We start from the raw sequence: 24,712 nt of genomic DNA on the forward strand, positions 1-24,712 counted from the left end.
GCCTGTGAGTGTTGACAATTTTGCTGACGATCAGGGGAGAGGGGTGGTAGCAAGGGGCGTCGGTAAGAGCCGCCTAGTGAAGAGACGGAAGTGAAGCGAGTGAAGCGCAGAACTGTGGTCATGGGACTCACCGGCGCTGCCGCCGTGCCCGCGGTCGGGTTCGCCACCGGCGCCCGGGCGGCGAGCGGGAGCGTCAGGCAGGCGGCCGCCGGCTCCGCCCTGGTCTTCGACCCGTCCGCCTACACCGAGCAGACCATCGCCATCACCGACACGACCGGCACCGTCCACAGCGTGACGTACCGGTTCTTCAAGGTCGCCAGCTATGTGGCCGCTCCGGTCGACGCCGCCTACCAGTCCCTCAACGTCAGCGTCCCGGTCGCGATCGACGGCGCCGCCGTGGACGCCTCCGACGCGCCCGTCCTGCTCGCCAACGCCGTCGGCGGTTACATGCCGTCGTCCGTGGCGAACGCCACCGGCATCAACGCGTCCGGCATGGGCGGCGGCACCAGCCGGCAGGCCCTCGCGCTCGCCGCCGGCTACGTCGTCGTCGAGCCCGGCGCCCGGGGCCGTACCCTCGTCGACGCGAACGGCACCTACTACGGCACCGCGCCCGCCGCGATCGTCGACCTCAAGGCGGCGGTGCGGTACCTGAAGGCCAACAAGGGCCGGGTGCCCGGGAACGTGGACCGGATCGTCTCCTCCGGCGTCAGCGCCGGCGGCGCCCTCTCCGCCCTCCTCGGCGCCTCCGGCGACAGTCCGCTGTACCACCCCTACCTGGAGGAGATCGGCGCGGCCGACGCCAGCGACGCCATCTTCGCCAGCGGCGACTGGTGCCCGATCACCGACCTCGAGCACGCCGACGCCGCCTACGAGTGGAACTGGGGCACCAACCCCCTCGCCTCGGGCGCGAGCGTCGACCCGGCGGTCTCCGCCGACCTGAGGGCCCAGTACACCGAGTACCTCGCGGCCCTCAGACTGCGCGCCAGGGGCTACGGGACCCTCACCGCCCGCAACCTGGACACGTACATCCTGGAGACGTTCCTCCAGCCGTCCGCCACCACGTACCTCGCGGCCCTGCCGGACGCGGCCCGCGCCGCCTACCTCGCCGCGTACCCCTTCATCACCTGGTCCGCCGGCAAGGCCGCCTTCACCTGGGCCGACTTCCTCACCCATGTCGGCGCGCGCAAGAAGAACGCCCCCTCCTTCGACGCGTTCGACCTGTCCACGCCCGAGTGCAACCTCTTCGGCACCGGCACCACCAGGGCCCGCCACTTCACGCTCTACAGCCTCCGCCACGGGGCCGGGGACAGCGCACGCCTGGACGCCGACATCCCCGCCAGGCTGCACCTGATGAACCCGATGTACCACCTCGTCGACAAGGTCAACCCGCACCGCGCCCGGCACTGGTGGATCCGCGTCGGCACCAAGGACTCCGACACCTCCCTGTCCGTGGTCGCCAACCTCGCCACCCGCCTCACCGAGCTCGGCGACGACGTCGACACCGCCTACTACTGGGACGCCGGCCACGGCGCCGACCAGGACCCGGGCGCCTTCATCAGCTGGATCGGAAAGGTGACGGGCCACCGGGCCGGGCGCGCCTGAAACCAGCCTCCCGCACCGCCGGCGCCGGGCCCGCCCCGCGCGGCCCGCCGCCGGTGCGCCGACGGCCGCCGCGCGGCGGCCGGGTCAGTCTGCGGCAGGACCGACCCGGCCCCGGAAGCCGAAGGCGTAGGTCGCCGCGAAGCCGGTCGCGTAGCCCGTCAGCAGGCCGCCGGCGTAGATCGCCGCTGTCACGCCCAGCCCCCTGTTGCCCGCCAGCAGGGGGAACAGGGCCCAGCCGGACGGGCCGATGGCGGTGGCGCCCACCCGGTCGCCGAGCATCGCGAAGAAGCCGATGAACGCCCCGCCCGCCGCCCCGCCCGCGCAGGCCGTCAGGAAGGGGCGGCCCAACGGCAGCGAGACGCCGTAGATCAGGGGTTCGCCGACGCCGAGCAGACCCGCCGGGAGCGCCGATCTGATCGTCGTGCGGAGGGATGTGCCGAGGGAGGTGTCGTGGCGCAGGCGGACGTACACCGCGACCGCCGCGCCGACCTGGCCCGCGCCCGCCATCGCCAGCACCGGCAGCAGCACGGTGTAGCCCTGCTGCTCGATGAGGGTGGTGTGCAGGGGGATGAGGGCCTGGTGCAGGCCGAGCATCACCAGGGGGAGGAAGAGGGCGCCCAGAACCAGGCCCGCGACGGCGCCCGTCGTCGCCAGCAGCCAGGTCGCCGCCGTGCCGATCGCCTGGGAGACCGCGCCGGCCGCGTACATGATCCCGTACAGCGTGGCCAGGCCCGCGACGAGGACGGTCAGGGCGGGGGTGAGGAGGACGTCGAGGGCGTCCGGGACCCTGCCCCGGCACCACCGCTCGACACGGGTCGCCAGCAGGGCCGCGGCCAGCGCGCCGAGCACTCCGCCCTGGCCGGGGGAGAGGGGCACCCCGAACGCCGTCACCTTCGCGACCCCCGGGTACACGACGATCGCCGCGACCGCGCCGCCCAGGACCGGCGTCCCGCCGAACTCCTTGGCCGTGTTGTACCCGACGAACACGGCGATCAGCGCCATGAAGGCGGAGGCGACGGCGGCCAGGGCGGGGGTCAGGCCGGGCAGCCACCCGGCGTTGACCAGCAGGCCGCCCACGCCGGCGAGGATGCCGCAGCCGACGAGCGCGGGGATGAGCGGGACGAAGACGGCCGCCAGCCGGCGCAGCGCGGTCTTGAACGGGGTCGCGTTGCGCCGCCGCCGCTCCTCCCGCAGCGCCTCCCCGCGCGCGGCGAGGCGCCGCGCGGCCGTCAGCCCCTCGAACTCCTCCGTCACCCTCGTCACCACACCCGGTCCCAGCACCACCTGGTACGTGCCGTCGTCCACGACGACCCCGAGCACGCCGGGCAGTGCCCGCAGCGCCCGCTCGTCCGCCCGGACCGGGTCGGCCAGGCCGAGCCGCAGCCGGGTCATGCAGTGGGCGACGGAGGTGACGTTCGCGGGGCCGCCGACCAGCGGGAGGATCGCGGCGGCGAGGTCGTGGGCGCTGTCCTTGGAGGTGTGCACCCACCGAGCGTGCGGCTCAGCCGGCCGCCGCGGCCAGCGCGGCACGCAGATGACCGCCGGACTCCTCCAGAAGGCGGGCGGCCGCCGGCCCGTCCACGCCGGCCAGCAGCACCAGGATCGCGTGCTTGACCTCGCCGCCGGTGGCCGCGAGAGCCGCCTCGATCTCCTGGTCGCCGGCCCCGGTCGCCAGCGCGACGATCCGCCGTGAACGGGCGCGCAGCTTCTCGTTCGAGGCGCGGACGTCGACCATCAGGTTCCCGTACGTCTTGCCCAGCCGGATCATCGTGATCGTCGACACCATGTTGAGCACCAGCTTCTGCGCGGTGCCCGCCTTCAGACGGGTGGACCCGGTGAGCAGTTCCGGGCCGACCACGACCTCGATCCCGTGCTCGGCGGCGGCCGCCAGGGCGCTGCCCGCGTTGCAGGCCAGTCCGACGGTGAGCGCGCCGCGCGAGCGGGCGTACTCCACCGCGCCGATCGCGTAGGGGGTGCGGCCGGAGGCGGAGACGCCGATCACCGTGTCGTCGGCGGTCAGGCCGAGGCCGGCCAGGTCCGCCTCGGCCAGCTCCCGCGAGTCCTCGGCACCCTCCACGGACGTCACCATCGCCGCCGGGCCGCCCGCGAGGAGCCCGACGACCTGACCGGGGGCGGTGTTGAAGGTGGGCGGGCACTCGGAGGCGTCGAGCACACCGAGGCGTCCGGCCGTCCCGGCGCCGGCGTAGACCAACCGCCCGCCGCGGCCCATGCGTTCCGCGACGGCGTCGACGACGGCGGCGATCCGCGGCAACTGCGCCCCGACGGCGGCTGGTACGCCGGCGTCCTCGCCGTTCATGAGCCGGGCGAGGTCGAGGGTGGAAAGCCGGTCGATGTCGGCGAGGTCTGGGCGGAAGGCCTCGGTGGTGAGCGACGCGAGCTGGCTGAGGAGGTCACGGGAGGTCATCGGGAGGGCTCTTTCCAGGGCGGATCCGGTGCGGCAACCTAGCGGTGGCGATGCGCCAGCGCCTCGTAGGACGCGGCCAGCGCCGGCCCCGCCGACGCGTACGTCCGCTGGGCCACCCCCACGAACAGACAGTCCACCACCAGCAGCTGCCCCGTGCGCGACGACATCGCCGCCGGCCGCAGCTCGCTCTCCCGTGCGGTGGACGTGGTCAGCACATGATCCGCGTACTGGGTCACCGAGCTCCGCGGCCTGCCGGTGATGGCCACCGTCGTGGCCCCCCGCTCGAACGCCACCCGCAGCGGCTCGACGACGTCCCCGGTGGACCCGGAGTGCGTGATCGCCACGGCGACGTCCCCGGCCCGCAGCTGCACGGCGTTCGTCACCGCGAGGTGGGTGTCGCTGTGCGCATGGGCCAGCAGCCCGATCCGCAGCAGCTTCTGCGTGAGGTCCTGGGCGACCAGCCCGGACGCGCCGACGCCGTACACGTCGATGCGCCGTGCGGCGGCCGCCGCGCCGACCGCCGCCTCCAGCTGAGCGGTGTCCAGTCCTGCGGCGGTGTCGGCGAGGGTCTGCTGCTCGTCGTGGGCGAGTTTGGCGACGACGTCCGCCAGCGGGTCGTCGACGGCGATGTCGGTGGTGAGGGCGGGCGCGCGGCCGGACTGCTGCTGGGCGGCGAGCCCGGCGAGGGCGAGGCGCAGGTCGCGGTAGCCGGCGTAGCCGAGGGCGCGGGCGGTGCGCACGACCGTGGCCTCGCTGGTGCCGGTGCGTTCGGCGAGGCCGGTGACGGTGAGGGCGGCGCAGCCCGCCGGGTCGTTCGCGACGGTTTCGGCGACCCGCCGCATGGAGCGCGTCATCGAGGGGGCGAGGGTGCGGACCTTGCCGGCGAGCGCGGCGGGCGCCGGACGGAAGGCTTCCGGAGGGAAGGTTTCCTTCGCTTCCTGGGTCACAGGTGAAAGATATTTTCGGTCCGGGGGTGGGGTCAAGCATGCGCACAATAGGTGCATGGACCCCTCCCGTGCCCCGATCAGCCCCCTGGAACAGGCGTTGCACGCGGCGCGCGCCCTCGTGCTCGCCGATCTGGCCGCGGGCGAGGTGGCCGCGGCGGACGTGGTGTCGATGGTCGAGGACTCGGTCGTCCAGCGGCGCTGGTGGGTCGAACAGTGGCCGGACGGCGCGGAGTTCCTGCCCGGGCTGGTCGCGCAGGACGTGCAGGACGCGCTCCTCGAACGCTACGGCCGCTGGCCGCTGTGCCCGGTCTGCGGCTCCGGCGATCCGCACGCCCTCGATGTCGAGCCCGAGCTGGGCCCCGATCCGCACTGGGTGTGCCACCAGGCGGGCGTGAAGGTCGCGGCGGTGGGGACGCTGGGGTCGGCGACGGGCGGGGCGCCGTCCTCGTGAGGCCGTCGTGACGATCTACATCGATCCCCCGAACTGGCCGGGCCACGGCCGGATGTGGTCCCACCTGGTCAGCGACGTCTCCTACGACGAACTGCACGGGTTCGCCGAGGGGCTGGGGGTGCCGCGGCGGGCCTTCGAGCGCGACCACTACGACATCCCCTCGCACCGGTACGCCGAGGTGGTGGCCGCCGGCGCGGTCGAGGTCAGCAGCCGTGAGGTGGTGCGGCTGCTGCACGGCGCGGGTCTGCGCCGGCGCAAGCGGGCCGGTGCCGGGGACGTCAGTCGGTGAAGACCGGCTCCAGCGTGTGCCACCAGGCGGTCAGGCTCGCCTGGTCCGGGCCGGTGATCTGGACCAGCGCGGGGCGGTCGTAGTAGCTGCAGAGGAAGACGTACTGACCGGTGGTCGACAGGAAGCAGACGACGTCGCCCGCCGCCTGGCCGGTGTTGTTCTCGGACCAGCTGCCGCGCACGTTGACCTGGGCCTCGCAGTCGCCCTCCGGCAGGCCGCCGGCGTAGGTCTGGAAGACGCTGTCCCGGTCGGTCTTCGTCGCGTACATCACCACGCTGGCCTTGCCGGTGCCGGTGACGCCGTACAGGTCGACGGTGGTGACCGTGCAGTACAGGGCGGCCGTGGCGCCCTGCCACACCGTGTGGGAGCAGCTCTCGCGGGACCACTGGTCGGTGTTGAGCGAGTCGCGCAGGTCGTGCTCGGCGGTGGTGAGGCCGTCGTCGGGGCCGCTCCGCGGTGCGGGGCTGGAGTCGGCCGGACCCGGTGTGCCGGCTGGTGGTGGGCCGGACGGTGTGGTGGTGTCCGGGCTCTCGCCGGCCGGTGGGCGGACGGGCACGGCGGGGCTGCTGCCGGTGGTGTCGGGCGGGTCCGGCTGGTCCCCCCGGGACTGCTGGGCCTGCAGATAGAGGCTGATGAGGGCGATCGCCGTGCTGATCACCACGCCGATGATGGTCCAGCGCACCCCCCGCCGGGTGTGCGGGTCCGGCAGCGGCGGGCCGGGCGGCCCCGGTGGCGTGGACGGCCCGTGCTGACTCATGACGCTCCCCCGCTTCCCCCGGCGTACACGGCCCGTGCGCGGTGTGGCCGTGCCGGAAACATCCGCAGTGATTATCCGGAGCGCGTGGGGAGCGGGTCAGGTGAAGGGGCGGAAGATCGCCCCCGGCTACGCCAGGTCCAGGTCAGCCGCGCAGCTCATACGCGTATGCGCCCTCGCCCTCCCAGACCCTGACGAACCCGGCGCGTTCGAGGACGGCCCGGGAAGGTGCGTTGCCGCGTTCGACGGTGGCGAACAGGCGCTGTACGTCGTCCCGGGCCAGCGCCCAGCCGGCCAGCGTGCGCAGCGCCTCGGTGGCGTAGCCGCGGCCCCGGGCGGCCGGCACGAGGTCGTAGCCGATCTCCGTGCGGCCGTCCTCGTCGGGGGCGGAGTGGAAGCCCATGCTGCCGATCGCGCGGCCGTCCTCCCTCCGTACGAGGACGTACAGTCCGAACTCGGGCCGCAGCAGGCCGGCCTCGTGCGCCCTGAACACCATCCCGGCGGCGTCCCGGGTGCCGTCGAACGGCGCGCCGCCGAGCCAGTCGAAGCCGCCGTCGCCGCCCGACCACAGGTCGGCGAGCGTGGTGGGGGAGGCGCCTTCGAGGGTGAGGCGGGGGCCGGGAACGCGGGTCACGAGGTGAGGAGTTCCAGCTCGGCCCGCAGGTTGTAGCGGGCGGTCGGCTCCCACTCGGCCGCCCCGTGGGGAGTCCTGAACAGCCTGGGCAGGTCGAGGAGTTGGCGCAGGATCGCGGCGCGGCCGGCCCGGAAGGCGTCGCTGGGCACGAAGTGGTACTCCTCGCGGACGGCGGCGGTGTAGGCGGCGTACGCGGAGGGCGGCGCGGCGAGGATCGCGAGGTCGGCGTCGCACAGGACCTGGCCGTCGCGGTCGTCGTCGGCGGGGTCGTGGGTGACGGTGAGCCGGACCAGCCGGGCGACCTCGGCGGTCCTCGCCTCCGGCACCCCGGCCTCGGGCAGGGCCCGTTCGGCCAGACGGGCGGAACGCTCCTCGTTCTCGGAGCGGTCGGGGAGGTAGACGGCGTCGTGGAACCAGGCGGCGAGGCGTACGGCGGCCGGGTCGTCCGCGTACTTCTCCAGTACGTCGATGTGGTCGAGGACCGCGGTGAGGTGGGTGAGGGTGTGGTAGCGGCGCTGGGGTTCCTGCCAGCGGGCGAGGAGATCGTCGGCGTAGGGCGCGGGGTCGGGGCCGTCGGCGTCGGGGGTCCGGGCTGCGTCCAGGGCGTGGGTGAAGCGGGTGCGCAGGGCGTCGAGGTCGGCCATGGCCTCATTCTCTCGCGGGCGGGCGTATGGTGGAATTGGACTAGACAAATGGACTAGACCTCTAGGTCTCCGGTTCCCCGGATCTCTGGGGCTTCCTGGATCTCTGGTCCGTCACCCGCAGCCGTCGATGAATGGGGTCCCATGAGCGAGCGTGCAGTGCTGGAGGTGATCGCCCTCGACGCCGAGGACGCGATCGCGGCCCGGGCCGGAGGCGCGGACCGCCTCGAACTGGTCACGGACATGGCTGCGGACGGGCTGACCCCGCCGGTGGCGACCTTCGCCGCCGTCCGCGCCGCCGTCGATCTCCCCCTGGGCGTGATGCTGCGGCTGACGGACGGCTTCGCGGCCCGGGACGTCGACCGGCTCGTACGGGCCGCCCGTGAGCTGCGGGAGGCCGGGGCGGTGGAGTTCGTCCTCGGGTTCCTCGACGCGGACGGGAGCGTCGACCTGGGTGCCGTGGAGCGGATCGTCGCCGTCCTGGACGGCTGCCGCTGGACCTTCCACCGGGCCATCGACCACGCCGCCGACCGGGACGCCCTGCGCAAGCAACTCGCCGACCTGCCCGGCCTCGACACCTACCTCACGGCCGGTTCCGCGGCGGGCGTCGACGAAGGGCTCCCCACCCTTCTCGCCGAGGCCGGGCGGGGCGGGGAGCCGGGGTACGAACAGCGCCTTCTCGTCGGGGGAGGACTGCGGCTCGACCACGTACCGCACCTGCTGGCCGCCGGCCTGAACGCCTTCCACATCGGCGGAGCGGCCAGGCCCGGCGGGTGGGGGGCGGGGGTTTCGGCGGGGGCTGTGGGGGAGTGGCGGAAGGTGCTGGACCGTCGCTGATCAGGCGCACGGCGGGTCGTAGCTCAATTGGGGCATGTACGTGTGCCAGAGGGCGGGGGTCAGCAGGTTTCCCGTGGCCCGGCAGATGTAGTCGACGGCGGCTTGGGCGGTCAGTGGCAGGATGCGCACCGTTTCCTCGCCGTCGCCGATGAAGAGGAAGCGCCCATCCGGGGAGAACGCGACGTCGTTGACGTAGTCCACGACCCCGGTCACGGCCAGTCCGTGGGCCCGGGCGCGGCCACGGTCGTCGACGTCCCACAGGCGCAGTGTCCTGTCGAAGCTGCCACTGACCAGTGTGCGGCCGTCGGGGCTGAAGGCCAGGGTGTAGACGGTGTCCTTGTGGCCGGTGAGGGCCGGCTTCACCGAAGTGGGCCGGGCATGGTCGGTGATGTGCCACAAGCGGATTGTGGCGTCGTTGCCGGAGACCGCGAGAATACGGCTGTCCGGACTGAAGACGACCGTTTGAAGTGGGTCTGCGCTGGCGTGCAGGGGTGCGCCCAGAGAAGCCGGCCGCGCGGGACGGGCGATGTCCCACAGGTGGACGGTGCCTTGGTCAGCCCCGGCAGCGAGGGTGTGGCCGTCCGGGCTGACGGCCAGGCGGTTGATCTGGCCTGCCCGGGCGTCCAACGGCGGCCCGGAGGACGCGGGATGGGACGGATCGGATACGTCCCACAGCCTGACCGTGCCGTCGCTGTTGCCGGCTGCCAGTGTGCGCCCGTCGGGGGTGAACTCGGCGACGAGGAAGTTGTTCCGCGCTTCGTGGAGCGGCTCGCCCAGCTGTTTGGGCCTGGCAGGTACGGTGACATCCCACAGTTTGATGTCCTGCCCGGCAGCGACGGCCAGCGTCTTTCCGTCCGGGCTGAACGCGACCCAGTTGACGTAGGGTGTGTCGCCGCGGATCGATGCGCTGATCAAGTGGGGATCAGCTGGGTTCCTCACGTCCCAGAGGCGGACGCTGTTGTCCTCGGATCCTGAGGCGAGCACCCGCCCATCGGGGCTCACGTCCACTGTGTCGACGTAACTGGTGTGTCCGGTGAGGATGGTGCGCGGGATCGTCCAGAGTCGGACGGTGTGATCGGCGCCTCCACTCGCCAGCATCCTGCCCTTTGGGTCGAAGGCCAGCGCCAATATGTGTCCGGTGTGGCCGTTGAGAGCCTGGCTGAGATCCCGGACGTCGTCCGGAGCCGTCACGTTCTCCAGCCAGATGGTGTTGTCGTCTCCGCCGTAGGCCATGAGCGGGCCACTGCGGGAGAAGGTGACCGTGTTGACGACGTTGTTGCTGAACGGGCTGGTGAGCGGGATCGGTTTGACGGGGTTCCTGACGTTCCAGAGATGAGCCTTCTGGTCGCTCCCGGCCGCGGCCAGAGTGCGGCCGTCGGGGCTGAAGGCGACCCCCTGGGCGGCGCCTTCATGACCGGCGAAGAATGGAATGTCATCCGTCTGACCGACCGCCGACGGATGCCGCCGGTCCGCCACCTTCCACAAGCGCACTCTCGCATCGTCCCCGCCGGACGCCAGCAGTTTGCCGTCCGGGCTGAAAGCCACCCCGTTCACATCTCCGGCGGAGGCGGGAAGCGGTCTGGTGAGGGGATCGAGGTGACTTGGGTCGGTGACGTCCCACAGGTGAACGCGGCCGTCGTGGCCCGCGGTGGCCAGGGCATGTCCTTCCGGGCTGAAGGCGAGGGTCTTCACGGCGCCGGTGCCGGCCCGGACAGCGGTTCCCACGCTGTTCGGGGCGCCGGGACGGCTGACGTCCCAGAGACGGACTGTGCCGTCCCGGCAGGCCGCGGCGAGGAGGTGTCCGCTGGGGCTGAAGGCCAATGCCAGGATCGCGCCTCGAGAGCCACGCAGCGGGTCGCCCAACGCGACCGGCCGGTCCGGACGAGCGGTGCTCCACAGCCGGATCGTGCCGTCGCCGCCCGCGCTGGCCAGCACGCGTCCGTCGGGGCTGAAGTCCACGGCGTTCACCCGGTCTGTGTGACCGGTCAGCGCGGTGGCCAGCGGCATGTTCTGGGCGCTGAGCAGCCGCGTCTCCGTCGCGGGAGCTGGTTCCATTCGGTTTGCGACCAAATCCAGTTGGGCGGCCAGCGACGGATCGGACTCGCGTATTTGATCGGCCTTGGCGATGATCTCGCCGAGGATGGCGGTGTTGCGCTCGTGCTGTGCCGTGTTGCGCTGTTGGAAGGCGATGACGGCGGAGAGCGCGGCCAGCACCGTCAGCACTGTCAGTCCGGCGACGACACTTTGGCGGATTCGCCGCGCCCGGTGCCGCTGCCGCAGTGACGCGGCCAGAAACGCGGACACGGCTGGGACGAGTTCGCCAGTGTCCTCGTCGTCGGCCAGAGCGCGGGCCTCGTCCAGTCTGTGGCCCCGGTAGAGAAGTGCGGGGTCGCGTCCGGCCTCTTGCCAGGCAGCGGCCGCGTCGTCCAACCGCTGGCGGGCCATGTACTGCGCACGATGGGCACCGATCCACTCCCGCAGACGCGGCCAGGCCCGCAGCAGCACCTCATGAGTGATGGTGACCGTGTCCTGCTCCCGGGTCAGTAGCCGCCCCTGGGTGAACGTCTCGATGACCTCGGCGGCTTCGCGGGAACGCGAGCAGTGGCCCAGGAGCTCGGCGTACCGAACCGGGCGACGTGTGTCGTGGGTTCCGTCACCGAACTTGACCAGCCGCAGGAACACCTGCTGCGCGGTCTGCTGCGCCTGAAGATCAAGCTGGTCGAAGCAGCGGTCCGCCTCGACCGTGATGCTGTGCGCTATGCCACCGGTCGACTCGTAGCCGTCCACGGTGAGGATGTGACCCGCCCTGCACAGCCAGGTGGCCCGCAATGCGTGCGCGAGGAGGGGCAGCCGTCCGATCTCGTAGGCATCCGCTTCGTCCGCTTCCCCGGCACTGGCACTCGGCCCAGGCGCACCGAGGTCGCGCAACAGGACCTGCACGAGACCCGGTTCAATGTCCAGCCCGGCCACGCGGGCGGGGTGGAGGATCGCCTCACGCACGCCGGCGCGGGACAACGGCCCGACCATCACCTGGTTGCGTTCCACGGCGTCGAGCAGGCCGGGGTGGGCGGCGCACTGGGTGTAGAAATCGGACCGCAAACCGAAGACGACCAGCCCTACGGGTGGTTCGCCGCCCGGGCCCACGACCGTCATGCCCAGGACCGCGTCGAGGAAGCTCCTGCGCTCCTGTTCGTCAGTGCACAGCGTGAACAGTTCCTCCAATTGGTCGACGATCAGGAGCAGGGGCCGCCGCGGAACGGTACCGTCGTCGGCCACCGCGAGTGCGCGGCGAAGTGCGGCCGGCTGCCAGACGGGAGTGTCGGGGACCGTGTCCGGCGATTCCCTCCCCCGACTCGTCACCTCCGACAGGCGGGTGCCCAGGGCAGCCAGCGGATGCGACGTCGGGGTCATCCACAGGCATGGCCAGCCCGCCGACCCTGGCAGAGCACCCCGTGCGACACCCGCCAGAAGCCCCGCTCTGAGCAGTGAGGACTTCCCAGCTCCGGAGGGTGCGACCACGACGAGCGCTCCGCCCACCGCCAGGCATACGTCCAGACGGACCAGAAGTTTGGCCACCAGTGTGTCCCGGCCGAAGAACCACTGGGCCTGTTCAGCGCTGAAGGGAGCCAGACCGGGATACGGGCACTCCTGGGAGATCTCGGCTGTGCGCACCCGACGAGCCGAGCGCAGACCGTCCTCGTAGTGCAGGTGCAGGTCCCGTTCCGACAGGTAGATGTCGCGGTGCGCCTGGTAGATCCTGGCGCGGTCCGACGCGTGCGCCTCCAGCCGTAGTTCCTCTCCCCGTGTCGGCAGTCCGTCGGCGGGTGTCATGGCTCGTGGATGTGCTGGTCGTGCCCGGCCTGGTAGACCCGGCCGTGTCCTGAGGCCTCGGCCCGGAAATTGTGCGATCCGGTTCGGGGCCCACCGTCGGGGGAGAGCAGCGGAGTGATCTCCTTGTCGATCAACTGCCGCAACTCGTCCGCCAGCGCGGGTTCGTCCTGCAACAGTGCGGTCAGCCGGGACCCCCAGGCTTCGACCAGATGGGACTCCGCCGCGTTATTCCCCGCTCGGCGGGCCGCCAGGGCGCGGCTTCGACACTCGACGAGCGCCGCGTCCACCCGCCCCGCCTGCTGCGGGCGGACGCGACGCCACCAGGTGACGAGGATTGTGCGTGCCTGCTGCCATGCGTCTGTGACCATGACCCCTACCAACGCTGTGGCTGCCGACGAGATGAACGCGTCCATTGCCATCGACCCCGCGATCCCTACTTGCGGCAATTGTACCAATTAGGGCGTTTTTGGGGCACGTTCGTTGAAGGGTGAAGGAACATTCTGGGTGAGCTCGGGGGGTAGTGGGGCTGTGTGGGTGATGGTGAGGCCTGAGACCGCTCGGGTGAGGGCGACGTAGAGGCGGCGCAGGCCGGTGCGCTCGTCCGGTTCGCCGTCGACCACCGCCCGGGGTTCGTCGAGGACGACGTAGTCGTACTCCAGGCCCTTGGCGAGGGACGCCGGGACCAGGGTCAGCCGGGTCTCGGCGGTGGTCTCCTCGCCGGGGTGGAGGTACGGGACGCCCGCCGCCGTCAGCGCCTCCGCCAGCGCGGGGACGCGGGCGTCGGCGGCGATCAGGCCGGTCGAGCCCTCGTTGCGGAGCAACTCCTCGCAGGCGGCCACGACTTCGGCGGTGTCCGTGACCGTGCGCAGAGCGAAGAAGCCGGGGTTCTCACGGACCGACGCGACCGGCGTGAGGCCGGGAGCGATGTGCGGGAGCAGCCGGGAGGCGTACGTGATGACGTCCGTGGGGACGCGGAAACCGGCCGTCAGCTCCTCGATCACGCCGTCCGCCTTGCCCAGGTGGGCCAGGGCCTCGGCCCAACTTCTCGTCGCCCAGGGCGTGGTGCCCTGCGCCAGATCGCCGAGGACCGTCGCCGAGCCGGTGGAGCAGCGGCGGCCGACGGCCCGGTACTGCATGGGGGAGAGGTCCTGCGCCTCGTCCAGGACCACGTGTCCGAGCGAGTGGGTGCGCTCCACGATGTCCGTCGTCTCGTCGATCAGCACCGCGTCCGCCGCCGACCACCGGGCGGACTTCACGCTCCGCACGGGTTTCGCCCACAGGATCGTCTTCTGCTCGTCCTCGTCGAGGATCCCGTCCGCGTGGACGGCGAGGAACTCCGCGTCGGTGAGCAGCCGCAGGACGAGCTTCGCCGGGTCGACGGGCGGCCAGATCTCCTTCACCGCCGCCTTGACCGCGCCGTTGCGGGCCACCGCGTCCTGCACCCGGTCGTCCGGGGCCTCGCCGGACCGCTCCATCTGCACCAGCACGGCGTGCGCGATGCGCTGCGGCAGCGCGTCGCGGGCGGCGCCGTAACGGATGTCCCGGTCGAGCAACTCGCGGACGATGTCCTGCAGTTCGTACGCGGGCACGCGCCAGCGGCGGGAGCCGCGCACGACGACGACCGGCTCGGTGGGCATCCGCACCTGCGCGTAGACGGCCCTCCTCAGCACCTCCGCCATCCTCGCGTCGCCCTTGACGACCGCGGCGGCCGCGTCGTCCGTACCGCGCACCTCGACGTGGGCGACCAGGTCGTCGACCGTCGCCTGGCGGACCGTCAGCTCGCCGAGCGCGGGCAGGACCTGCTCGATGTAGTGGAGGAAGGATCTGTTCGGGCCGATGACGAGGGTGCCGGTGCGGGCCAGCCGCTCCCGGTGGGCGTAGAGGAGGTACGCGACCCGGTGCAGGCCGACGGCCGTCTTCCCGGTGCCCGGGCCCCCCTGCACACAGACCGTCCCGCCCAGCCCGGACCGTACGATCTCGTCCTGCTCCGGCTGGATGGTCGCCACGATGTCGCGCATCGGGCCGACGCGCGGGCGCTCGATCTCCCGCTGGAGGAGCTTGCTGGTGGTGGCCGCCTCGGCGGGGTCGGAGAGGTGCTCGTCCTCGTACGCCGTGAGGTCGCCGCCCGTGTAACCGAAGCGGCGGCGCAGCCCGACGTCCATCGGGTCCTTCTTCGACGCCCGGTAGAACGGCTGCGAGACCGGCGCACGCCAGTCGATCACCATCGGGTCGCCCTCGGCGTCGTGCACATGCCGCCGCCCGATGTAGAAGCGCTCCCCCTCCGCGCCCTCCGCCCGATCGGCTCCCGGAGCGTGCAGGTAGTCGAGCCGGCCGAAGAACAGCGGGGTGTCGCTGAGATCGGCGAGCGCCTTGATGCGCTCCCCGATCTGGCGCTCCAGGATCTGGGCGTTCACCCAGTTCGCGGTGACGTCGCTGATGTCGAGCGCTTCGACGTCCTCCCGCATGGCCCGCAGGGCGGCCCGGGAGGAGGCGAGGTGGGCGCGTTCGCGGCCGAGGGGGTCGACCGGGGTGTCGTGGGCGGACGTGGACAAGGCGGTGCCTCCGAACCGGCGGAAAGGGGGTGACGAGAAGCCGTCCGGTTTCCGTCCGGACGGCGGCACTCCGTGAGGGGAGGCGGGCAAGAGCGGAGATTTTAGGGGAGCGGGGGAGGGGGAGGCGAATGGTTTTCCTCCTCCCGGAGGAGGCCGCAGCCCCCGGGGGGTACCCGAGTGGTACCCAAAGGGGGGACCTGGGACCGATGCCCCCTTTATGTCCCGGATCCCATCATGGAGACATGAGCACAGCGACCCTCACACCAGCCCCCGGTCGCCCGTCCGGAGCGACCCCCCTCTCCAGCGCCCCCCGCCACCCCTTCGGCGACGCCCTCCACGCGGTCAGGGTCTTCGTGGGCGCGGCCTTCGACGTGATCATCCTCGGTGAGTACGGCGAGGAGGCCGGAGTCCGCCGCCGGCGGTGACCGGTCAGCTCTCCGCCAGCAGCTCGTCCGCGTCCATGATCCGGTAGGCGTACCCCTGTTCCGCCAGGAACCGCTGCCGGTGGGCGGCGAAGTCCTGGTCGATGGTGTCGCGGGCGACGACCGAGTAGAAGTGGGCCTGATGACCGTCCGCCTTGGGGCGGAGCACCCGGCCCAGCCGCTGGGCCTCCTCCTGGCGGGAGCCGAAGGTGCCCGACACCTGGATGGCGACCGTCGCCTCGGGCAGGTCGATCGAGAAGTTCGCGACCTTCGACACGACCAGCACGCTGATCTCGCCCTCCCGGAAGGCGTCGAAGAGCTTCTCGCGCTGGGCGTTGGAGGTCTCGCCCTTGATGACCGGCGCCCCCAGGTGCTCGCCCAGCTCGTCCAGCTGGTCGATGTACTGGCCGATGACGAGGATCTGCTGACCCGCGAAGCGCCGCACGATCGCCTCCGTCACCTTCCGCTTCGTCGCGGTCGTCGCACAGAAGCGGTACTTCTCCTCCGTCTCGGCGGTCGCGTACGCCAGCCGCTCGGAGTCGGTGAGGTTCACCCGGACCTCGACGCAGTCCGCGGGCGCGATGTACCCCTGCGCCTCGATCTCCTTCCACGGCGCGTCGAACCGCTTGGGACCGATCAGCGAGAACACGTCCGACTCACGGCCGTCCTCCCGGACCAGGGTGGCCGTCAGGCCGAGCCGGCGACGGGCCTGGAGGTCGGCGGTGAACTTGAAGACCGGCGCCGGGAGCAGGTGCACCTCGTCGTAGACGATCAGGCCCCAGTCCCGGGAGTCGAACAGCTCCAGGTGCGGGTAGACGCCCTTCCGCCTGGTCGTCAGCACCTGGTACGTGGCGATGGTGACCGGGCGGATCTCCTTCCTCGTCCCGCTGTACTCGCCGATCTCGTCCTCGGTCAGCGAGGTCCGCTTCACCAGCTCGTGCTTCCACTGCCGCGCCGAGACCGTGTTCGTGACGAGGATCAGGGTCGTGGACTTCGCCTGGGCCATCGACCCGGCGCCGACCAGCGTCTTCCCCGCCCCGCAGGGCAGGACGACGACCCCGCTCCCGCCGTGCCAGAAGTTCTCCACGGCCTGCTTCTGGTAGGGCCTGAGCGCCCAGCCGTCCTCGGCCAGCTCGATCGGGTGCGCCTCGCCGTCCACGTACCCGGCGAGGTCCTCGGCCGGCCAGCCCAGCTTCAGCAGGGTCTGCTTGATCTGTCCCCGTTCCGAGGGGTGCACCACGACCGTGTCCGGGTCGATCCGGGCACCGACCAGCGGAATGATCCGCTTGGAGCGCAGGATCTCCTCCAGCACCGGCCGGTCCGTGGTGGTGAGCACCAGCCCGTGGGCCGGGTGCTTGCTGAGCGTCAGCCGGCCGTAGCGGTCCATTGTCTCGGCGATGTCGACGAGCAGCGCGTGCGGCACCGGGTAGCGGCTGTACTGCACGAGCGCGTCCACCACCTGCTCGGCGTCGTGCCCGGCCGCGCGCGCGTTCCACAGGCCCAGCGGGGACACCCGGTAGGTGTGGATGTGCTCGGGGGCCCGCTCCAGCTCGGCGAACGGCGCGATGGCCCGACGGCAGTCGTCGGCCTGCTCGTGGTCGACTTCCAGGAGCAGGGTCTTGTCCGACTGGACGATCAGCGGTCCGTTCACGTGGTACGCACATCCTTTCCGAGGCGGCCAAACGTCCAGTGTGCCCCATCCCGCGTGCAACCCCGAGCCCGTTCCGGCGGTCTTGTCGGGGGGAAGCCGCGCAGCGCGCGCGGCTCGGTGAGGAGCTCGCGGTGACTTCCGTACGCATCTGGGGACCCGGCGTCGGCGCCGTGGTGGTGCTGGTGGCGACCGGGGCCTGGGCACGCGGTTCGACCGGCGTGGACGCCGGTCTGTGGGACGCCGTACGGCCCGCGATCGAGGACCGGCTCGTGGCGCAGGCCGAGGGGGACGGGTACGGCGGGAGCGAGCCCGCCCTGAAGGCGCGGTGGTTCTGCCGGGCGGAGGCGGTGGACCTGCGGGAGGACGACGGCCGGGTGCGGGCGGGCGTCGACACCCTGTGCGTGGAGTACGGGGTGCGCGACGGCGCCCTGCAGGAGTGCGGTGGCGCGCACTTCCCGCAGGTGATGCGGCTGGAGCGGGACGGCGACAACGGCGGCGGCTACCGCGTCGTCTCCCAGGAGGAGCCCCCGGACGGCGCCGGCCGGGCCGGCTGGGAGCAGGAGAACTTCGGCGTCCTCGCGGACATCCGGCTCGACGACGCCACGGACCCGGCCGACCTGGAGACCGCGGCCCGCGCCCACTTCGGCCTGCCCGCGGACACGCCCGTCGGAGACTGCTGACACCCCTGCCGGGGACTGCTGACACCCCTGCCGGGGACTGCCGGCGCCCTCGCCGGGGACTGCCGGCGCCTCCGCGGGGGGGCCTTCGCCGGGGACGCTAGTCGTCCGCCAGTTCCGCCACGCCCGTGATCCGGTGCAGCGGGTACGTCCGCACCTCGTCCGCCGTGTGGTCGTACGCCGTCACGAAGCCGCCCTCGACCCGCACCGGCGCGACGACCCGCTGGCTGGCGGCGCCCTCGGCGTTGACGTACCCGATCCACAGGGCCTCGCCGGTGAGGACGGCGGCCTGCATGGTGGCGAGGGTCTCGGCGGAGCTGGTGCGGGGGAGTTCGCCGGGGGCGAGCGGGGCCGTGGACTGTGAGGGCTTGCGGGGGGCCGTCGAGGCCAGGTCGCCCGCCCTGATGGCGCGGACCGCCGCCGTCAGCAGCGTGGCGTCGGGCACCGGCGGGCCGTCCGGCACCGGCTCGGGGGCCGTGCGGGGCGGGGTGCGGTGGGCGTGGGCGCGGGTGATCAGGACATCGCCCTCGGCGGACTCGGCGGCGGGGGCGTACCCCATCGCGCGCAGGCCCTCCAGGAGCGTCCCGGGGTCCGCCTGGGCCGCCAGCACGGTCGGCGCGAGGCGGCGCAGCCGCAGGGCACCGGCCCGCTTGTCGGCGAGGATCTCGTTCAGGACGGTGTCGTCGTCGCAGCGGACGTACGACGAGGCCGCGCCCACCCGCAGATGACCGTGCCTCCTCGCCACGTCGTCGATCAGATAGGCGAGCGGCTGCGGCACCGGCGTACGCGAGTGCTCGGCGAGGAAGGCGTGCAGGTCGGAGGCGCTCCGGCCGGCGTCCAGGGCTCGGCGTACGGAGCCCGGCGTGAAGCGGTAGACGGTCGCGCCGCCCTTGGACTCCACGTCGGCGAGGACGTCCAGCACATCGGCGAGCGGGCGCCGCAGCGGGCCGGGGGCCACCGCCGTCAGGTCCGCCTGCAGCAGCACGTGGTCCAGGGGCTCGGGGAGGAGCGGGGCGAGGAGGCGGGCGGCGGCCGCGGCGGCGGCCGCCTGCTCGGGCGGGGAGAGGGGGGCGAGCGGGGCGCTCGTGCGGTGGTGGTGGACCGGCAGCTTGTCGCCCGGGCCCTCCGGCTCCCTGCGGGGGCGTCTGTCCGCGGCCGGCGCCCCGATCAGCGCCCGGCCCTGCGCCGAGAGCGCCCCCCGCCCGGTCACGCCCAGCAGCTCGGCCTCCGTCAGCGTCCAGCGGGCCAGCCGCGACCGCAGATCGTCGGCGCCCTGAGAGGCCTGAGAGATTTGAGAGGCCTGGGTGGTGCCAGGGGGGTTCTGAGCGCCGTGAGTGCCATGAGCGGCCTGCGTGCCCGGGGTGCCCGGGGTGCTCTGGGCCGTCGGAGTGCCCTGCGGTCCCCGCAGCGGCCGCTCCCAGCGCAGCCGGGCCAGCACCGCCTCCGCGTCCGGCGCGGCACCCTCCGGCAGTCCGGCCAGCAGCGCCAGCACCCGGTGCCGTACCTCCGGCGCGGCCGAGCGGTCCAGCCCCGGGCCGAGCGCCGACAGCGCCCGCTCCTTGGCGTCCCGTCCGCCGACCACCCCGGACGTCCGCGTCGCCGTCAGCCACGCCTCGGCGAGGTGCGCCCACCGCTCGGCGGCGGGACGCTCCAGCCACTCGTCGTACGCGGGGGTCGGCGCGTACCGCTCGTCGGCCTCGCCGTCGGAGGCGATCAGACCGGCCGCGTACGCCAGCTCCACCCAGAACGCCGCGACCGGCTCCGGAAGGTCGAGGGCGACGGCGGTCCGCTTCAGGTCCCGCACGCTCAGCCCGCCGGCCCGCAGGACGGCCGGACCGCCCTCGTCCCACTCCTTCAGCAGCTCCTCCACCGTCGCCAGCGCGGTGTACGCCTGGCCCGCCGCCGTCGCGTCCACGACCTGGGGAGGATGCGTGGCGGCCGGCTCCACGGCGGGCGGCAGCGGCTCGGGCGTACGGTGCGCGCGGCCCGCCCGCAGATGCAGGGCGACCTCGCGGGGCAGGACGACCGTGCCGGGCGCCGTCGGCAGCAGCAGCCCGCGGTCGAGCAGCCAGCGCAGCCGGGGCGCCGGGTCATGGGTCACCTGGCCGTACGGCGGCCCCCACACCAGCCGCTCCAGGACGTCGAAGGACTCGGCCGGCGCCTCGGAGAGCAGCTTCTTCATCCGCCTGCGGTGGGTGAAGAGCGAGGTCAGCGCCTCCACCGCGGACACGGAGTCATGCGTGGACGGCAGCCCGGCCGTCGCCACGATCTCCTGGATCCGCCCGGGCGACATCCCCGCCGTCGCCTCCCGCACACTCGGCCCCAGACCCGTCGGCGACGGATGCTGCGGCGACGGCGCGAGCAGCTCACGGGCGGTGCGGACGAGACGGAGACGGTCGTCGGCACCCCACACCAGGGCCTGCTCGCGCAGGGCTGCCAGGGCCGCGGGCAGCGCGGCCGACACGTCCGGGTCGCGCGCGTCCCCGGCCATCAGGCCGAGCAGTTCGTCGTAGGACGCCGGGTCCCCGGCCACCGCCAGCGCCTCCGCCGTCTGCAGCGCGAACCGGTCGAGGCGCTCCAGCGCCCGTACGACGGAGGCACGGGTGCCGGCGCGGGTGGCGAGCTGGGTGAGGTCGGTGGGGACCGGGGTGATGAGATCGGGGCGGCTGCGCAGGAGGGCGGCCAGGGAGGCGTCGTCCCTGGCGCGGAGCGCTTCCGCGAGGGACCGGGGGGCCGGGTGGTCCTCGGTGCTCATCTTGCCCACGGTAGCGGGTCGCCTCCGGCGCTTGAGCCGACGTGGTGCGGGTGGGCGGGGGTGACCGTCCCTGGGGCCTGCCGCCGCCGGACCCCCGCTTCGGCCCTGAACGGGCCTCGTCCTGAAGCGCGGGACGGGCTGATCGGCGCCGGGCTGGGCTGAAGGGTCACGCTTGCGCGATAGCGTCTCCTCCGTGGGGATCGAGAGCGACCAGGTCGTCTACGAGTATCTGAGCCGCGTCGGGGACATCGCCCAGCAACGGCAGTTGTCGTCGGCCACGCGCATGCGGCTGGTGTCCGAGCTGCGCAACGAGATCGACCGGCGCCGGGCCAGGGCTCCCATCGACTCGCCCGCCGCCGTCCGGCGCATCATCGACCGCCTCGGCAGTCCGGACGACGTCGTCGCCGCCGCGGCCGACGACGGGGGCGGTGCGCCACAGGCGCCGGCGCCCTCCGTGCCCGTACAGCGGGCCGACGACGAACCGCCGCGGCCGAAGGGCCTGCGGCGGCGGGTGCCCCGGCCCCGCCCGGGCACGCCCGCCGCCTCGTCGCCCTCGCCCGCGTCCCCGTCCTCGTCCCCGTCCTCCGGCGTGCCGTTCCCGGCGCAGCGGACCGGGGCGCGCGGGCTCGCCGACGAGGTGGGGGCGCCCGACTGGTGGCGGCGCGAGCCCGATGCGTTCGGGGCGGGCGATGAGGTGCCCGGGTTCGTCGGCGGGGTCGAGATCCCGGACATGCTGAAGCCGCCGCCGCGGGAGAAGGAGCCGGAACCCGAGGAGGAGGCGGCGGCCAGGGCGCAGGAACCGCCGGGCGCCGAGGCGGAGGTCCCCGCCGGTCGCCGCCGGTTCCTGCCCTCCCTGCCTGCCGGCGGCTGGAGCAACCCCCTTCTCCTGCTCGCCGCCGGTGCCCTCGTCGCCGGCGCGGTGCTCGGGAACCTGCTCCTGCTGATCGTCGGGTGGGCCGTCGTCTACGCCTCGCGCCGGCTGACCGAGCGGGAGACCAAGCTGGCGGTCGTGTGGCTGCCGGGGCTGTCCGTCGCGGCCGGGCTGGTGTGGCTGTGGGGGCGCGGCGAGGGCCGCTGGGGCGAGCCCATCGCCCAGGGGCACATGAGCGACGCGCTCGCCGACACCTGGCCGTGGGTGGTCCGGGGCGCGGCCGTGGCCTCGGCGCTGTTCCTCGTGTGGCGGTCGCAGCGGCAGAGGTAGGGGCGGCGGCCGCAGCGGGGAGGGGGCGCCGAACCGGCAGAATGTCCCCCATGACCGCCACCTCCGCCGCGCTCACCGTCGGCTTCGACCTCGACATGACCCTCATCGACTCCCGGCCCGGCATCCGCGCCTGCTGGGTCGAACTGTCCGAGCGGACCGGGACGTACGTCGACGCCGACCTGGTGGTCACGCGGCTGGGACCGCCGCTGCAGGCGGAGATGGCGAACTGGTTCGCGGCGGACGAGATACCGGCGATGTCGGACCTCTACCGCCGGCTCTATCCCGAGTACGCCATCACCGGGACCCTCGCGATGCCCGGCGCGCGGGAGGCGATCGCCGCCGTGCAGGCGGCCGGCGGGCGGGCCGTCGTCGTCACCGCCAAGTGGGAGCCCAACGCCAAGCTGCACATGCGGCACCTGGGCATGGCGCCCGACGCCGTGATCGGCGACCTGTGGGCGGAACAGAAGGCGGACGCCCTGCGCGAGCACGGCGCGTCCGTGTACGTCGGCGACCATGTGGGGGACGTGCGCGGCGCCCGGCGCGCCGAGGCGCTCGCGGTCGCGGTGGCCACGGGTCCGTGCAGCACGGCGGAGCTGACCGAGGCCGGGGCGGACGTCGTGCTGGACGATCTGACGCAGTTCGGGGAGTGGTTCGCGGACTACGAGGGCCGGGCCCCGGCCCGCGCCTGACGCCGGCCCGCCGCGACCGACCGCAGCACACCCGCGCCCGCGATCAGGAACCCGACGCCCATGAGCATGCTCAGTCCGAACATGTACGTCGGAAAAGGCCTCGTACCGAGAAACAGCGGGGCGACCGTGACGAGGGTGGCCACGGCGCCGACGAAGAACACGAGGGCGCCGGCACGGATCAGTCGGTCACCGGGAGCGGCGGAATTCGTTTGGGTTTTGTCACGCACCCGACCAGGGTAGTTCCCAGCGCGAAGGAACAACCGGGCGACGTCTTGTCACCCGCACGAAGAGCATTAGCCTTGGTACCGGCGGGTCATGGTCGACCCGCCCCAGTGCTATCAAGAGCCGTTCCACAGCTGTTTTTTTCAGAAGCAAGTTTCCGACGAGTACGAGGACGAGGACAGACGTGCCTACCGGCAAGGTCAAGTGGTTCAACAGCGAGAAGGGCTTCGGCTTTCTCTCCCGCGACGACGGCGGTGACGTCTTCGTCCATTCCTCGGTCCTCCCCGCCGGAGTCGAGACACTGAAGCCGGGCCAGCGAGTGGAGTTCGGCGTCGTCGCCGGGCAGCGCGGTGACCAGGCACTCTCCGTCGTCCTCCTCGACCCGACGCCCTCGGTCGCGGCGGCGCAGCGCAAGAAGCCGGACGAACTGGCCTCCATCGTGCAGGATCTGACGACCCTCCTCGAGAACATCACGCCGATGCTCGAGAAGGGCCGCTACCCCGAGAAGACCTCCGGCAAGAAGATCGCCGGGCTGCTGCGGGCGGTCGCCGACCAGCTCGACGTCTGACGCTCAGGGGAAGCTGAGCGCTTCCGGTCCGAGGGGCGGCACCAGCCCCTCGGCCGCCGCGCGCGTGAGAAGTCCCCTGACCGCCGCGTACCCGGCCTCGCCCAGGTCCGCCGTGAACTCGTTGACGTACAGGCCGATGTGCTGGTCGGCGACGGACGGGTCCATCTCCTGGGCGTGTTCCATGACGTAGGGGCGGGAGACCTCGGGGGCGTCCCAGGCGGCGCGTACGGAGGTGCGGATCGCGTCGGCCAGCCCGGTCAGGGTCCTCGCGCCCAGTGAGCGCTTGGCGATGATCGCGCCCAACGGGATGGGCAGGCCCGTCGTGGACTCCCAGTGCTCGCCCATGTCCGCGAGCCGGTGCAGCCCGTAGTCCTGGTACGTGAAACGCGCCTCGTGGATGACGAGCCCCGCGTCGACCTTGCCGTCCCGCACCGCCGGCATGATCTCGTGGAACGGCATGACGACGATCTCGCCGACCCCGCCGGGGACCGTGTCCGCCGCCCAGAGCCGGAACAGCAGGTACGCCGTGGACCGCTCGCTCGGTACGGCGACCGTGCGCCCGGTGAGGTCGAGCCCCTCCTCCCTCGTCAGCACCAGCGGGCCGCAGCCCCGGCCCAGCGCACCCCCGCACGGCAGCAGCGCGTACTCGCCGAGGACGTACGGCAGCACGGCGTACGACACCTTCAGTACGTCGAACTCGCCTCGCTCGGCCATGCCGTTGGTGAGGTCGATGTCCGCGAACGTCACGTCGAGCGCGGGCGCGCCCGGCACGCGGCCGTGGGCCAGGGCGTCGAAGACGAAGGTGTCGTTCGGGCAGGGGGAGTACGCGATCCGCAGCGGCTGTTCACTGGTGGTCATGCCGGTTCCAACTCTCCAGGACGGGTGCGAGCTTCCCGAACGCCGTCGTCAGCGCGGCCAGCGCGTCGCCGATGCGCCAGGCGGCACGGTCACGGGGGCCCACCGGGTTGGAGACCGCGCGGATCTCCAGACAGGCCGCGCCGTGCGCGTCGGCCGCCTCGGCGACCCCGAAGCCCTCCATGGCCTCGGCCAGGGCCCGGGGGTGGCGCTCGCGCAGGATCGCGGCCCGGGCGGCGGTGCCGGTGACCGTGGAGACGGTCAGGACGGTGCCGGTACGGGCACCGGTGGCGTCCGCGGCCTCCCGCACCAGGGACCTGGGCGGGATGTGGGTGACCCTGCCGAAGCCCAGCTCGGTGACCGGCAGGAACCCGCCGGGGCTGTCCGGGCTCTCCGCGCCCAGGTCGGCGACGGTGATCCGGTCGGCGACGACCAGGGAGCCGACGGGGGCCGCGGGAAGGAACCCGCCCCCGATCCCGGCCGAGACGACCAGGCCGTAGGGCGTGCCCCGGAGCCTGGCGGCGGTCAGCGCGGCCGCCACGGACGCGGCGGCCGGGGCCGGGCCGACCCCGGCGGCGAGCAGGTCGAAGGTCCCGCCGGTGCGGTACAGGGCCACACCGGGCCCGTACACCTCCCGGCCGGGCTCCGGGAACGCCCGTGCCACCGCGTCCCGTTCTGCGGGGACCGCGGTGGCCACGAGGATGCGGGC

The 24,712-nt window shown here is 72.9% G+C and carries 22 protein-coding genes and 1 pseudogene; 9 read left to right on the forward strand and 14 right to left on the reverse strand.

What is annotated here, in order from left to right:
* The first annotated feature begins 120 nt into the window (after positions 1-120).
* Complete coding sequence (locus ACFY30_RS08245) at positions 121-1,602, forward strand: subtype B tannase (protein WP_390844723.1); 1,482 nt, start codon at positions 121-123, stop codon at positions 1,600-1,602.
* An 84-nt stretch (positions 1,603-1,686) separates the two neighbouring features.
* Here the strand turns inward: ACFY30_RS08245 and ACFY30_RS08250 are convergent, their stop codons facing one another.
* The 3 genes from ACFY30_RS08250 to ACFY30_RS08260 are packed head-to-tail and all read right to left on the reverse strand — an operon-like array spanning position 1,687 to position 4,974.
* A complete protein-coding gene (locus ACFY30_RS08250; RefSeq protein ID WP_390844352.1) occupies positions 1,687-3,087 on the reverse strand; it encodes a PTS transporter subunit EIIC in 1,401 nt (466 codons plus the stop codon).
* Between the two features lie 16 nt (positions 3,088-3,103).
* Complete coding sequence (murQ, locus tag ACFY30_RS08255) at positions 3,104-4,027, reverse strand: N-acetylmuramic acid 6-phosphate etherase (RefSeq protein ID WP_390844353.1); 924 nt, start codon at positions 4,025-4,027, stop codon at positions 3,104-3,106.
* A gap of 38 nt (positions 4,028-4,065) precedes the next feature.
* The gene (locus ACFY30_RS08260; protein WP_390844354.1) at positions 4,066-4,974 is read right to left on the reverse strand and encodes a MurR/RpiR family transcriptional regulator; all 909 of its coding nucleotides are present in this window, start codon (positions 4,972-4,974) and stop codon (positions 4,066-4,068) included.
* A 55-nt stretch (positions 4,975-5,029) separates the two neighbouring features.
* Between ACFY30_RS08260 and ACFY30_RS08265 the strand changes: the two genes are divergently transcribed.
* Positions 5,030-5,425: a hypothetical protein gene (locus ACFY30_RS08265; RefSeq protein ID WP_390844355.1), complete on the forward strand. Its 396-nt coding sequence runs from the start codon at positions 5,030-5,032 to the stop codon at positions 5,423-5,425.
* Between the two features lie 7 nt (positions 5,426-5,432).
* Positions 5,433-5,714, forward strand: a complete 282-nt coding sequence (locus ACFY30_RS08270) for a DUF4031 domain-containing protein (RefSeq protein WP_390844356.1) — start codon at positions 5,433-5,435, stop codon at positions 5,712-5,714.
* Here the strand turns inward: ACFY30_RS08270 and ACFY30_RS08275 are convergent.
* From ACFY30_RS08275 to ACFY30_RS08285, 3 genes and pseudogenes are all read right to left on the reverse strand, one after another.
* The gene (locus ACFY30_RS08275) at positions 5,704-6,471 is read right to left on the reverse strand and encodes a hypothetical protein (protein ID WP_390844357.1); all 768 of its coding nucleotides are present in this window, start codon (positions 6,469-6,471) and stop codon (positions 5,704-5,706) included. The two genes, ACFY30_RS08270 and ACFY30_RS08275, sit on opposite strands and share 11 nt — an antisense overlap.
* Positions 6,472-6,613: 142 nt before the next feature.
* Positions 6,614-7,093, reverse strand: a pseudogene (locus tag ACFY30_RS08280) (GNAT family N-acetyltransferase); the annotation flags it as partial.
* A 5-nt stretch (positions 7,094-7,098) separates the two neighbouring features.
* Positions 7,099-7,746 (reverse strand): hypothetical protein, encoded by a 648-nt coding sequence (locus ACFY30_RS08285; protein ID WP_390844358.1) that lies wholly within the window; start codon positions 7,744-7,746, stop codon positions 7,099-7,101.
* 141 nt (positions 7,747-7,887) lie between these two features.
* On the opposite strand from ACFY30_RS08285, the gene ACFY30_RS08290 reads away from it, so the two are divergent.
* Positions 7,888-8,580, forward strand: coding sequence for a copper homeostasis protein CutC (locus tag ACFY30_RS08290; protein ID WP_390844359.1), 693 nt, complete (start codon positions 7,888-7,890; stop codon positions 8,578-8,580).
* Here the strand turns inward: ACFY30_RS08290 and ACFY30_RS08295 are convergent, their stop codons facing one another.
* The 3 genes from ACFY30_RS08295 to ACFY30_RS08305 form a co-directional block, all read right to left on the reverse strand.
* Entirely contained in the window at positions 8,581-12,411 is a 3,831-nt protein-coding gene (locus tag ACFY30_RS08295; RefSeq protein ID WP_390844360.1) for a hypothetical protein, read from the reverse strand. It lies immediately after the preceding gene.
* Entirely contained in the window at positions 12,408-12,779 is a 372-nt protein-coding gene (locus ACFY30_RS08300) for a hypothetical protein (RefSeq protein WP_390844361.1), read from the reverse strand. The genes ACFY30_RS08295 and ACFY30_RS08300 overlap by 4 nt, the downstream gene beginning before the upstream one ends.
* Positions 12,780-12,866: 87 nt before the next feature.
* Positions 12,867-14,963, reverse strand: a complete 2,097-nt coding sequence (locus tag ACFY30_RS08305; RefSeq protein WP_390844362.1) for a HelD family protein — start codon at positions 14,961-14,963, stop codon at positions 12,867-12,869.
* Between the two features lie 242 nt (positions 14,964-15,205).
* Here ACFY30_RS08305 and ACFY30_RS08310 point away from each other — a divergent pair, with 242 nt between their 5' ends.
* A complete protein-coding gene (locus ACFY30_RS08310; protein WP_390844363.1) occupies positions 15,206-15,388 on the forward strand; it encodes a hypothetical protein in 183 nt (60 codons plus the stop codon).
* Positions 15,389-15,392: 4 nt separating this feature from the next.
* On the opposite strand, the gene ACFY30_RS08315 is transcribed toward ACFY30_RS08310, so the two are convergent.
* Entirely contained in the window at positions 15,393-17,036 is a 1,644-nt protein-coding gene (locus tag ACFY30_RS08315) for a DNA repair helicase XPB (protein WP_390844364.1), read from the reverse strand.
* A 131-nt stretch (positions 17,037-17,167) separates the two neighbouring features.
* On the opposite strand from ACFY30_RS08315, the gene ACFY30_RS08320 reads away from it, so the two are divergent.
* On the forward strand, positions 17,168-17,716 hold the full coding sequence (locus tag ACFY30_RS08320) for a hypothetical protein (protein WP_390844365.1): 549 nt from the start codon (positions 17,168-17,170) through the stop codon (positions 17,714-17,716).
* Between the two features lie 97 nt (positions 17,717-17,813).
* On the opposite strand, the gene ACFY30_RS08325 is transcribed toward ACFY30_RS08320, so the two are convergent.
* On the reverse strand, positions 17,814-20,468 hold the full coding sequence (locus ACFY30_RS08325) for a helicase-associated domain-containing protein (RefSeq protein ID WP_390844366.1): 2,655 nt from the start codon (positions 20,466-20,468) through the stop codon (positions 17,814-17,816).
* A gap of 193 nt (positions 20,469-20,661) precedes the next feature.
* Between ACFY30_RS08325 and ACFY30_RS08330 the strand changes: the two genes are divergently transcribed.
* Together ACFY30_RS08330 and ACFY30_RS08335 are read left to right on the forward strand one after the other, a co-directional pair.
* Positions 20,662-21,669: a hypothetical protein gene (locus ACFY30_RS08330; RefSeq protein WP_390844367.1), complete on the forward strand. Its 1,008-nt coding sequence runs from the start codon at positions 20,662-20,664 to the stop codon at positions 21,667-21,669.
* 41 nt (positions 21,670-21,710) lie between these two features.
* On the forward strand, positions 21,711-22,358 hold the full coding sequence (locus ACFY30_RS08335) for an HAD family hydrolase (protein ID WP_390844368.1): 648 nt from the start codon (positions 21,711-21,713) through the stop codon (positions 22,356-22,358).
* Here the strand turns inward: ACFY30_RS08335 and ACFY30_RS08340 are convergent.
* Positions 22,328-22,585 (reverse strand): hypothetical protein, encoded by a 258-nt coding sequence (locus ACFY30_RS08340; RefSeq protein ID WP_390844369.1) that lies wholly within the window; start codon positions 22,583-22,585, stop codon positions 22,328-22,330. The genes ACFY30_RS08335 and ACFY30_RS08340 overlap by 31 nt on opposite strands.
* A gap of 179 nt (positions 22,586-22,764) precedes the next feature.
* Between ACFY30_RS08340 and ACFY30_RS08345 the strand changes: the two genes are divergently transcribed.
* Positions 22,765-23,148: a cold-shock protein gene (locus ACFY30_RS08345; RefSeq protein ID WP_390660451.1), complete on the forward strand. Its 384-nt coding sequence runs from the start codon at positions 22,765-22,767 to the stop codon at positions 23,146-23,148.
* Between the two features lie 3 nt (positions 23,149-23,151).
* Here the strand turns inward: ACFY30_RS08345 and ACFY30_RS08350 are convergent, their stop codons facing one another.
* Both ACFY30_RS08350 and ACFY30_RS08355 read right to left on the reverse strand, forming a co-directional pair.
* On the reverse strand, positions 23,152-24,006 hold the full coding sequence (locus ACFY30_RS08350; protein ID WP_390844371.1) for a 1,4-dihydroxy-6-naphthoate synthase: 855 nt from the start codon (positions 24,004-24,006) through the stop codon (positions 23,152-23,154).
* A complete protein-coding gene (locus ACFY30_RS08355) occupies positions 23,993-24,700 on the reverse strand; it encodes a futalosine hydrolase (RefSeq protein WP_390844372.1) in 708 nt (235 codons plus the stop codon). The genes ACFY30_RS08350 and ACFY30_RS08355 overlap by 14 nt, the downstream gene beginning before the upstream one ends.
* Positions 24,701-24,712: the final 12 nt, after the last annotated feature.

It is taken from the genome of Streptomyces sp. NPDC000345 (genome assembly GCF_042898825.1).
Taxonomy (GTDB): domain Bacteria; phylum Actinomycetota; class Actinomycetes; order Streptomycetales; family Streptomycetaceae; genus Streptomyces.